Raw genomic sequence first — 11,571 nt, forward strand, 5'->3', positions numbered from 1 at the left:
GCAGATGGCCAGGGAACGCGTGGACGCATGGTCCGAATTGTCCGCAGCCGTCGGTGAGTTGCTGGGGCTCCCCGCCGAGGGCATCGACGAGGACGCCCATCTCGTCGGCCTCGGGCTCGACTCGCTGGCGATGATGAGGCTCGCAGGACGATGTCGCCGCGCGGGCTCCGACGTCCGATTCGCCGACCTCATGGCGGAGCCGACCCTCGGCGCCTGGCGCCGGCTGCTGCGCGAGCGCGCCGCCGAGGGTACGCCGACGGCCGCCCCGCACGCGCTGGTCGACGAGTCCGCGCCCTTCGATCTCGCCTTGATGCAGCACGCCTACTGGGTGGGCCGCTCCGAGGGACAGCGCCTCGGCGGTGTCGCCGCGCACTTCTACAACGAGTTCGACGGGCACGACGTCGACCCGGGCCGCCTTGAGAGAGCGGTGCGCGCGGTGCTCGCCCGGCACGGCATGCTCCGGGTAGCCGTCCTCGACGACGGCCGCCAGCGCATACTCGCCGAGAGCCCCTGGCCGGGGTTGCGCGTACACGATCTGCGCGACCTTCCGGGCGGTGTCGCGCAGCAGCGCCTGGCAGAGCTGCGTGGGAACCTGTCTCACCGCCGCATGGACATCGCCGCAGCGGAGGTCCTCGACGTCCAGCTCTCCCTGCTGGCGGGCGGCGCCACCCGGCTCCATGTCAACCTCGACATGGTGGCGGCCGACGCGCTGAGCCTGCGCGTCCTACTGGCCGACCTCGCCCGCGCCTACGCCGAGCCCGCCACCGCGCCGCCCGCCCTCGGCTACAGCTTCCCGCGCTATCTCGCGGACCGCGCGGCGCACCGCCGGGCCCCCGCGCATGCGCAGGCGCTGGAGGCGGATCGCGCCTACTGGCAGCGTCGGCTCCCCGGCCTCCCGAGCGCGCCGCGGCTGCCCACCCGCGGCCACGGACCCGAGGCGGTCACGGTCGTCCGCCGCCACCTCCACCTCGACGCCGAACGCGCCCGGTGCCTCGGCGACCACGCACACCGCCACGGGCTGACCACGGCCATGGCCATGACCGCCGTGTTCGCCGAGGTCCTCCAGGGCTTCAGTGCGGAGCCCGATCTCCTGCTGAACCTTCCGTTGTTCGACCGCGAGCCGCTGCACGACGACGTCGCCCACCTCGTCGGCGACTTCACCTCGTCCGTCCTGCTCGCCTGGCACGGCGGCGAACCCGGAACCTTCGCCGAGCGTGCCGCGCGCCTCCAGCAGCGCTTCCACGAGGACGCCGCCCACTGCGGATACTCCGGCGTCGAGGTGCTGCGGGACGCCTCTCGACTGCACGGCGAGCGCGTCCTCGCGCCCGTCGTGCACACCAGCGCCCTCGGCCTCGGGGAACTCTTCGCCGACTCCGTGACGGAGCACTTCGGCCGACCGTCCTGGATCATCTCGCAGGGCCCCCAGGTCTGGCTCGACGCCCAGATCACCGAGGTGGACGGCGGCCTGCTGGCCAACTGGGACGCTCGCGAGGATGCCTTCGAACCCGGCGTGCTCGACGCCATGTTCGGCGCCTACCGCGACCTGGTCGAGCGGCTGCTGACCGACCAGGACGCCTGGCAGCGCCCGGTGCCGCCCCTGCTGCCCGCGTCCCGGCGCGCGGTACGCGACAAGGCCGACGACACCGACCGACAGCCGCTCCCCGCCTGCCTGCACGACGCCTTCTTCGCGCGGGCCGCCGCCGCCCCCGGCGCCCCCGCGCTCGCCGGAGACGGCACCGCTCTCTCGTACGGACAACTCGCCGACGCGGCGTTGACGCTGGCGGCGCATCTGCGCGGCCGCGGTGTCACCGCCGGCGATCTCGTGGCCATTTCGCTGCCCAAGGGCCCCGACCAGATCGTGGCCGTCCTGGCCGTCCTCGCCGCCGGAGCCGCCTACGCGCCCGTCGGCGTCGACCAGCCGCACGCCAGGCGAGAGCGCATCCTCGCCTCGGCCACGGCACGCCTCGTCCTCGACGACATCTCCGTGCCCGAGGGCACGGAGCCCCTGCCCGCCCCCGTACCCGGCGACCCGGCGGGGCTGGCGTACGTCATCCACACCTCCGGGTCCACGGGTGAGCCCAAGGGCGTCGAGATCACCCACGCGGCGGCGTTCAACACCGTCACCGATCTCAACGACCGCTTCAGCGTGGCACCTTCGGACCGCACCCTCGCCGTGTCCGCACTCGACTTCGACCTCTCCGTCTACGACATCTTCGGCACCCTGTCCGCCGGCGGCACCCTGGTCTGCGTCGACGAGGACGCCCGCAGGGACGCCGCGGCATGGGACGGGCTGGTCACCACGCACGGGGTCACCCTCGTCAACTGCGCCCCTGCGCTGCTCGACATGCTGGTCACCGCCGCGGGACCCGGCTGCCTCGGCACGCTGCGGCTCGTCCTGCTCGGCGGCGACCGGATACCGCTCGACCTGCCCGGCCGGGTGCGCGCCGCCGCTCCCGACTGCCGTTTCGTGGCGCTGGGAGGCACCACCGAGACCGCCATCCACTCCACCGTCCAGGAGGTCACCGCCGTCCCGGACTCCTGGACGTCGGTCCCGTACGGGCGCCCGCTGCGGGGGGTGCGCTGCCGTGTCGTGGACGTGCTGGGGCGTGACTGTCCCGACTGGGTGCCGGGGGAGTTGTGGATCGGGGGTGCGGGGGTGGCCCGTGGCTACCGTGGTGACGGGGTGCGGACGGCCGAGCGCTTTGTTGTGGTGGACGGTGTGCGCTGGTATCGCACCGGGGACCTGGGCCGCTACTGGCCCGACGGGACGCTGGAGTTCCTGGGGCGCGCCGACCACCAGGTGAAGATACGCGGCCACCGCGTCGAACTCGGCGAGGTGGAAGCAGCGTTGCTCACCGCCCCGGAGGTGCGGGCCGCCGTGGCCCTCGTCGGCGAGGACGGCCGCCTGGCCGCCGCCGTGGTCGGCGCGGCCGAACCGGCCGTGGTGCGGGCCCACACCGCCGAGCGGCTGCCGTCCGTCATGGTGCCCGAAGACATCGCCGTACTCGACGAGCTGCCCCTGACCCCCAACGGCAAGACTGACCGCAAGGCCCTCGTCTGTCTCGTGGCGCAGTCCGCGGCACCGCACGCGGCGGCGACCACCCCGCCGCGCACCGCAGAGGAACGCCGCCTCGCGCGCGCCTGGGAGGACATCCTCGCCACCTCCGGAATCGGCCGGGAGGACGACTTCTTCGCGCGCGGCGGAGACTCCCTGCTCGCCACGCGCCTCATCGCGCGGCTCCGCACCGAGGGTGGCGACACCCTCCGGCTCTCCGACCTCTTCGCCCACCCCGTTCTCGCCGACCTCGCCCGCCACGTGACCACGGACGGTGAGACGCGCCCGGCCCCGACCGTGACCACTGACCCCGAGCACCGCCACACCCCCTTCCCCCTCACCGACGTCCAACGCGCTTACTGGCTCGGCCGGGGCGAGGACTTCACCCTCGGTGGCGTCGGCTGTCACTTCTACCGCGAGTACGAGATCGAGGACCTCGACCCCGGCAGGCTCGAAACCGCGCTCAACCGGCTGATCAGGCGGCACGAGATGCTGCGCGTCATCGTGGACGGCGACGGGCGGCAGCGCATTCTGCCCGAGGTGCCCCGGCTGTCCGTGGGCATCGCGGACGCGGGACCCGACCCCGAGGCCGGCTTCAGGGCCCTGCGCGAGTCCGCCTCGCACCAGGTGTTCGACCCCGGCACCTGGCCGCTGTTCGCGGTGCGGGGCGTGCGCGCGGGCCGCCTCACCAGGCTCGGCATCGGCATCGACAACATCGCCCTCGACGCCCTGAGCATCCTCATCTTCTCCACCGAACTCTCCCTGCTGTACGCCGACCCGGAGGCGGTGCTGCCGCCCGTGGACGTCACGTTCCGCGACTACCTCGCCTCTGTGGGTACCGACCCCGATGCCGTCGCCGCGGCACGCGAGTACTGGACGGGCCTGGTTCCAGGACTGCCTCCGGCACCAGCGCTCCCCCTCGCCAAGGACCCCGCCACCGTCGTCCGCCCGCACTTCACCCGGCGCGAGGCCCGTATCGAGGCACACCGCTGGAAGGCACTCGCAGAACGGGCCCGCGACCACGGCCTCACCCCCTCGGGCGTCCTGCTCGCAGCCTTCGCCGACACCCTGAGCCGATGGAGCGCCCGCCGCGACCTCACGCTCAACCTCACCCTCTTCGACCGCCGCGACATCCACCCCCACATCGGCCGCGTCCTCGGGGACTTCACCTCGTTGATGCTCGTACCCTTCAGACCCGAGGCGCGGGAGACCTGGCTGGAGCGCGCCCGCCGCCTCCAGGAGGAGCTGTGGCGCTCACTCGACCACCGTGAGGTCTCCGCGGTGCAGGTGCTGCGCGAACTCGCCCGGTCCACCGGTGACCCCGAGACCATCATGCCCGTCGTCTTCACCAGCGCCCTCGGGGTCGGCGGCGAACCGCCCCTGGCTCCCTTCGACCGCCAGGTCTGGGGCGTCTCGCAGACCCCGCAGGTCTGGCTCGACCACCAGGTCACCGAAGACGGCGACGGCGTGTGCCTCAACTGGGACGCCGTGGACGAGCTCTTCCCCGAGGGCCTGCTGGACACGGCGTTCGACGCCTACCTCGGCCTGGTGGACTGGCTGTCGGGCCACGACTGGACCCAACCCGCCCCCGACCTCCTTCCCGCCGCCCAGCGCACCACCCGCGCCACTGCCAACGCGACCGGCACCGCGCACCCCGCCCTCCTCCACGGGGCCTTCTTCCGCCACGCCGCGAGGCACCCGCACCGCACCGCCCTGCTGTGGGGCGAAGAAGGCCGTATGACCTACGGCGACCTCGCCACCCGCGCCCTGAAGCTCTCCGGTGCCCTCGTCGAGCACGGCGTGCGCCCGGGGCAACTCGTCGCCGTCACCCTTCCCAAGGGCCCCGACCAGATCGTGGCCGTCCTCGCCGTCCTCGCCGCGGGTGCCGCCTACGTCCCCGTCGGCCCCGACCAGCCGCCGGCCCGCGGCGCCCGTATTCACCGGCTTGCCGGAACCCGGCTCGCCCTCACCGCCCCCGGCGGTCCCTCGGCGGCAGGGGTGCCCACGCTCACCGTGGACGCCGCCCCCGTCCTGGACGTCCCCGCCGCCCCGGTCCAGGTGCCGCCCGACACCCTCGCCTACACCATCTTCACCTCAGGTTCCACCGGCGCCCCCAAGGGCGTGGAGATCACCCACGCGGCCGCGTCCAACACCGTCACCGACGTCAACGAGCGCTTCGGGGTCGGCACTTCGGACCGCGCCCTGGCGGTGTCCGCGCTCGACTTCGACCTGTCCGTCTACGACGTGTTCGGCCCGCTGTCGGCGGGCGGCACCGTGGTCCTGATCGAAGAGGAGATGCGCAGGGACGCCCACGCCTGGCTCGACCTGGTGCGCCGCCACCGTGTCACCGTGTGGAACACCGTTCCCACCCTGCTCGACATGCTGGTCACCACCGCGGAGAGCACCCGGGCGCCCGACTCCCTGCGCCTCGCCCTGATCTCGGGCGACTGGATCGGCCTGGACCTGCCGGGGCGCCTCGCCCAGCAGAACCCGTGGTGCCGGTTCATCGCGCTCGGCGGCGCCACCGAGGCCGCCATCTGGTCCAACGCCCACGAGGTCACCGCGGTCGACCCCGCCTGGCGGTCGGTCCCGTACGGGCGCCCGCTGCGCGGCCAGAGCTTCCGTGTCGTGGACGCGCTGGGGCGTGACTGTCCCGACTGGGTGCCGGGGGAGTTGTGGATCGGGGGTGCGGGGGTGGCCCGTGGCTACCGTGGTGATCCGGAGCGTACCGCCGAGCGTTTTGTCGTGGCGGGGGGTGTGCGCTGGTATCGCACCGGGGACCTGGGCCGCTACTGGCCCGACGGGACGCTGGAGTTCCTGGGGCGCGCCGACCACCAGGTGAAGGTACGCGGCCACCGCGTCGAACTCGGCGAGATCGAGACGGCGTTGCGTGCCGCGCCCGGCGTGGGCCGTGCCGTCGCCGCGGTCGCAGGCGACCGGGCGGCGCGGCGTCTCGTCGCGGCCGTCGTACCCGCGGGCGGCCACGCGCCCGCGGCCTTGCGCACCGCGCAACCTGACGCCGCCACCCGGCGTTTCAGGGACCTGGCACGCGCACGGGAGGCCGCGGTGGCACGCTCCTTCCTGCTGCGCCTCCTCGACCCACCCGGCGACGGCTCGCCGCTCACCGCCGCACGGTGGGCGGCACGGCTCGGTGTCACCGATGCGCATCTGCCCACGCTGCGGCTCTGGCTGCGATGGCTCGCCGACGACGGCGCCCTGCTCCGGGGCGGCGCCGGGTACACCCCCGCACCCGGCGCCGCCCCGGCCCCGCCGGGACCCGCCCCCGGGGGCGACGGCTACGCCGCCCTCCTCCAGCGGGCGTACGACCGCCTCCTCGACCGCCTCGACGACTACCGGGACATCCTCACCGGACGGGCCGACCCGGCCCTGCTGCTCGCCGATCCCGTCCTCGCGCCCGCCAGGCTCGCCGCCGCCGACCCGGGTGGCGACACCGCACTCGCCGCCGTCGCCGCCCACGTCACCGAGGCGGCCACCGCACTCGGACGCCCCGTGGAGATCGCCGAACTCGGCGGCGGCGACGGAACCCGGGCCGCCAGGATGCTGTCCCGCCTGGCACCCGAGCAGGTCCACTACACCCTGACCGACGCTGACCCCGGCCTCGTCGAGTCGGCCGAGCGGTGTCTCGGCGGCCTGGCACACCGCACGGACTGCCGTCGCCTTGTCGGCCCCGTCATCCCCGACGATCTCCAGCACCGCTTCGATCTCGTGCTGGCCGACCAGACGCTCCACCGCGGCCCCGACCCCTCCCATGGCACGGCCCTGGCGGGGCTGCTGGTCCGAGGCGGTGGGAAGCTGCTCGCCGTCGAACGCAGCGAGCTGACACCCGTGGCGCTCCTTACCGCCGCGCTCCTGGACGGCGGCTACGCGGACTTCGACAGGGAACGCCGTGCGGCGGGCACGCCCGTACTGCCGGCGGCACGATGGGCGGAGCTGCTGGGCGCCGCCGGATTCGACTCCGTCGACCACACCCCGGTGCCCGGCTCGTTCCTCGAACTGCTCGTGGCCGAGCGGCCGGCCCGGGCCACGGCACTCGACCCGGGTGTCCTGCGGGACCTGGCCGCTGCCCAACTCCCCGCCCACATGGTGCCCGAGCGGGTCGCGGTGCTGCCGCGGCTGCCCCTCGGCGCCAACGGCAAACTCGACCGTCCGGCGCTCGCCACCCTTCTCGCGAACGACGGGCCCGCCGACACGGACGAGCCACCGAGCGGCGAACTCGAACAGCGACTCGCGTCGCTCTGGGGCGAGTTGCTGGGGACGCGGGTCGTCGGCCGACGGCAGAGCTTCTTCGCGCTCGGCGGCGACAGCCTGCTCGCGGCCCGCTTCCTCGCCGAGGTCACCCGCACCTTCGGCGTCGAACTGCCGCTGCGGCGCATGTTCGCGGGGCCCACCCTCCAACAGCTCGCACGGGCCCTCGGCGACCTCCTGCCCACCCAGGGCGAAACCGAGGAGGGCACACTGTGATCGGTCTCGTCGGCGGACACGGCGCGGTCGGCCGCCACACCATCCGTTTCCTCGCCCTGCACGGCGCAGGGCCCCTGCGCATCGGCGGCCGGAACCTCGACCGGGTCCGGGACGTCGTCGCCATGACCCTGCGCGGCACCGGCACCGAGGCGCAGACCGTGCGGGTGGACGCGGGCGACGCGGCGTCCCTGGCCGCCTTCGCCCGCGGCTGCGACGTCGTCGTCCACTGCGCGGGCCCCTCCCGCCGTACCTCACCCGCGGTCGTCCGCGCGGCGCTGGCGGCCGGTGCCCAGGCCGTCGACGCGGGTGGCGGCAGCCGCGCCGACCCGCTCACGACAGACGTCGGCGAGCGCACGGTGCTGTACGACGCCGGCGCCCTGCCGGGACTGTCCGGCCTGTTGCCGCGCGCCCTGGCAGTGGAGCACTTCGACACGGTGCGCCGCCTCACCACCTACGCGGGCGCCCTCGACCGTTTCACGGCGACGGGCGCGGACGACTACCTCGACGGCGTCCTCGGGCCGTCGAGCGAACCCTTCGCCGCCTGGCTCGGCGGCGCCCGTCGCACGGACGCCCTCGGCACCCTGAAGGACCTGGGTCTGCCGTACTTTCCGCGCCCCCTGACGGCGCACCCCTATCTGGACACCGAGGCTGAACGCCTCGCCGAGGACCTGTCCCTGTCCGAGGGCGTGTGGTACTCGGTCGTGGACGGCGAGCAGACGGCCGCCGTGCTCGCCTCCGCGCGCGCCCTGGACCGCGACGGCGCGGTGCGCGCCCTGTGCCGCGCCACCGCGCTCGACTCGGCGGGACGCACCCCCTACCTCACCCTGCTCGTACAGGCAGACGGGGTACGCGCCGGGCGCTCCCGCACCCGTACGGCCGTCCTGCGCGCCCCCGGTGTCTCCTCGCTCACCGGCGCCGTCGCCGGTGTCGCCGCGCTCGCGGTGCTCCGCGGCCAGGCGCCGCCCGGTGTCCATCCGGCCGCCACCGCTCTGGCGGCGGACGCCGCACTGGCCCTGTTGACCGCGGACCCCGCCGTGTGCCGGGTCGACGTGCACGACGCGGCAGTGGCTGACCTGGCCACCGTGGAGGAGGGAGTCCTGTGAGCGTGTTGCGGACAGTGGTGTGCGGTACCACGTTCGGCCAGTTCTATCTGGCCGCGCTGGCCCGGCTGCCCGGGCAGTTCGAGATCGCCGGGGTCCTGGCCGCCGGTGGCGCGCGCTCCGTGGACTGCGCCGCACGCCACGGGGTCCCGCTCTACCGCGACGTGGACGAACTGCCCGATGACGTGGATCTGGCCTGTGTGGTGGTCCGCTCCGGCGTCCTCGGCGGCGCGGGCACGGAGTTGGCCCTGCGGCTGCTGCGGCGCGGCATCCATGTCGTACAGGAACAACCCGTGCATCACGAGGACCTTGCCGCCTGCCTCCGCGAGGCCCGGGCACACGGTGTCCGCTACCGGCTCGGCGACCTGTACCCACGGCTGCCGGAGGTACGGCGCTTCACCGAGGCGGCTCGCGCCGCCCGGACGCGGCAACCGATCACCTACGTCGACGCCGCCTGCGCCTCGCAGGTCGCCTTCCCGCTGCTGCACATCCTCGGCGAGGCGCTCGGCACCACGAGACCCTGGGCGCTGGATGCCGTGGACCATGGCGAGGAAGCGCCCTTCGCCGCGCTCACCGGCACCATCGGCGGCGCGCCGCTCACCCTGCGCGTGCATAACCAGGTGGACCCCGACGACCCCGACAACCACCTCCCCCTGCTCCACCAGGTGACGATCGGCACGGCGGGCGGCAGGCTCACCCTCACCGACCCGCACGGCCCTGTCCTGTGGAGCCCACGACTGCACATACCGCGTTCCGTCAGGGACCGCTTCGACTTCGATGCCGACGACACCCGGCACCTCGGCGACCCCGCCACCACACTGCTCGATCCCGCCGCCCCGGCCGACCTCCGCCGCCAACTGAGCGAGGTGTGGCCCACGGCCATCGGCGAGGACCTGTGTGCCGTACACGCCGCGATCGTGCCCGGCACCCGGCCCGTGCGCGGCCCCGACCAGTACCACCTCACGCTCGCTCGTATGTGGCAGGACCTCACCAAGGCGACCGGCTACCCGACCCTGCGCCCCGGCCAGTCCCATGAGCCCCTTTCCGCACAGGAGTTGACGCCCCTCTCCGACCTGCTGGCCCATGCGGGGGCCGAGGCCGACCGACGTGTCGGGCAGGTCGGGCGTCCCCTTGCCGACGCCTTCGTCCGACGGCTCGACCGGGCCGTCCTCGGCTCCATGCTGGGCGCGCTCCAGGACCTCGGCGTTCTCCGGGACCCCGGACGCCCCTACACGGACACGGAGATCCTGCACACCGCGGGCGTCGCGCCCCGACACCACGGGCTCGTGCGCCGCTGGCTGCGCGTGCTGGCCGAGCGCGAGACCGTCTCACGCGACGGCGCGCTGCTGCGCGGCGCCGCACCGGTGGACCCCTCCGACATCGCCAGGGACTGGGACGCCGCGGCCGCGCTCTGGGCCGAGGGCCTCGGCGGCCCCGAGTTCATCGCCTACCTGCGCCGCAACGCGGAGTGTCTGCCGCGGCTGATGCGCGACGAACAGCAGGCGGCCCTGCTGTTGTTCCCGCAGGGGCGCACGGACCTCGCGGACGCCGTCTACCGGGACACCGTCACCGCCCGCTGGCTCAACACCGCCGTGGCCACCGCCGTACGGTCCCTCGCCGCCGCGCACACACCACAGCGGCCCCTGCGCGTCGTCGAGATCGGCGCGGGAACCGGCGCCACCACGGCCGCCGTCACCGCCGCACTCACCGCGGGTGGCAGCGCGCGACCCTGCGTCGACTACCTCTTCACCGACGTGTCGCCGTTCTTCGTCACCGCCGCCGAGGCGCGCCACACCGCGTACCCCTGGATGCGGCACGGTCTGTACGACGTGGACCGCGCACCGGCCGACCAGGCCATGGTGACCGGCGGCGCCGACCTGGTCATCGCCGCCGGTGTCCTGAACAACGCCCGTGACACCGACGCCTCCCTGCGGCACCTGACCGATCTGCTCGCCCCCGGCGGACGGCTGCTCCTGACCGAACCCGTCCGTGAGCACCTGGAGATCCTGGCATCCCAGGCGTTCATGATGACGCCCCCACAGGACATACGGCGGGAGACCGGAAGCACGTTCCTCACCCGCCGCCAGTGGCTCGACGCACTCACCCGCGCCGGTCTCGCGGAGGCCGTCACCGCCCCTGCGGAAGACCACCCCCTGGCACCCCTGGGCCAACGGCTTCTCGCCGCCCACCTCCGCTGACCACCTCGTCAAGGAAGAGACACCGCCGTGCTGCGCTGTAGCCACGTTCTGTGCAAGGTCGACGACGTCCACGCGGTCGTGCGGGACTACCGGGAACTCGGTTTCACCCTGGAGTACGGCAGCGCGCCCCAGCGGGCGCACAACGCCCTGCTGTGGTTCGCCGAGGGCCCGTTCATCGAGTTCTTCCAGCTTCCGTCGGCGTTCCGCGCCCTCAAGTGGCCCATGGCGGCCCGGTACGGGCTCGCCGCCGGAGAGCGGCTGGCGCGCTGGGCCCATCCGCGGGAGGGGTGGCGCGACCTCGCCCTGGAGACCGAAGAACCTGAACTCGGCCGGGCACACGCGGCGCTGGCGGCGTCGGGCGTGCGGGTCTCCCGCGTCATGAACGGGCGCAGAACGCGCCCCGACGGCGCCCTGGTGCGCTACCAGTTCCTCGCCACCCGGCCCGCCCGGCTGCCGTTCGTCGTCTCCGCGTACCGTCCTCCGCAGCGGCCCGCCACCGTGGTCCACCCCAACGGCGCGCGACACGTCACCCGGGTACGCCTGGGCGTCGCACAGGACGACCGTACGGCCTTCGACACCCTCGCCGCCCACCTCGGGCCTGGCGGCCCCCTCACCGTCGAGGACGCCGCGACCACGGGCGTCGTCGACGTCGAACTCGACGGCTTGTCCGACTTGTTGGACCCGGCCCGACTCCACGGTGCCGTCTTCGCGGCACCGGCCGGGAAGCGGTAGGGCC

Annotated in this window: 4 protein-coding genes; all 4 read left to right on the top strand. The window is 74.0% G+C overall.

Annotated features, from left to right (window positions below; genetic code table 11):
* Positions 1 to 19: 19 nt before the first annotated feature.
* The 4 genes from ACIBIW_RS33505 to ACIBIW_RS33520 are packed head-to-tail and all read left to right on the top strand — an operon-like array spanning position 20 to position 11,567.
* Positions 20 to 7,537 carry an amino acid adenylation domain-containing protein gene (locus ACIBIW_RS33505; RefSeq protein WP_399341779.1) on the top strand — a complete coding sequence of 2,506 codons (7,518 nt, stop codon included), beginning with the start codon at positions 20 to 22 and terminating at the stop codon, positions 7,535 to 7,537.
* A complete protein-coding gene (locus ACIBIW_RS33510) occupies positions 7,534 to 8,640 on the top strand; it encodes a saccharopine dehydrogenase NADP-binding domain-containing protein (protein ID WP_399341781.1) in 1,107 nt (368 codons plus the stop codon). The genes ACIBIW_RS33505 and ACIBIW_RS33510 overlap by 4 nt, the downstream gene beginning before the upstream one ends.
* The gene (locus ACIBIW_RS33515) at positions 8,637 to 10,835 is read left to right on the top strand and encodes a Gfo/Idh/MocA family oxidoreductase (RefSeq protein WP_399341782.1); all 2,199 of its coding nucleotides are present in this window, start codon (positions 8,637 to 8,639) and stop codon (positions 10,833 to 10,835) included. The genes ACIBIW_RS33510 and ACIBIW_RS33515 overlap by 4 nt, the downstream gene beginning before the upstream one ends.
* Positions 10,836 to 10,862: 27 nt before the next feature.
* On the top strand, positions 10,863 to 11,567 hold the full coding sequence (locus ACIBIW_RS33520; RefSeq protein ID WP_399341783.1) for a VOC family protein: 705 nt from the start codon (positions 10,863 to 10,865) through the stop codon (positions 11,565 to 11,567).
* Positions 11,568 to 11,571 lie beyond the last annotated feature (4 nt).

Origin of the sequence: Streptomyces sp. NPDC050560 (assembly GCF_044457285.1) — a bacterium.
Lineage (GTDB): Bacteria > Actinomycetota > Actinomycetes > Streptomycetales > Streptomycetaceae > Streptomyces.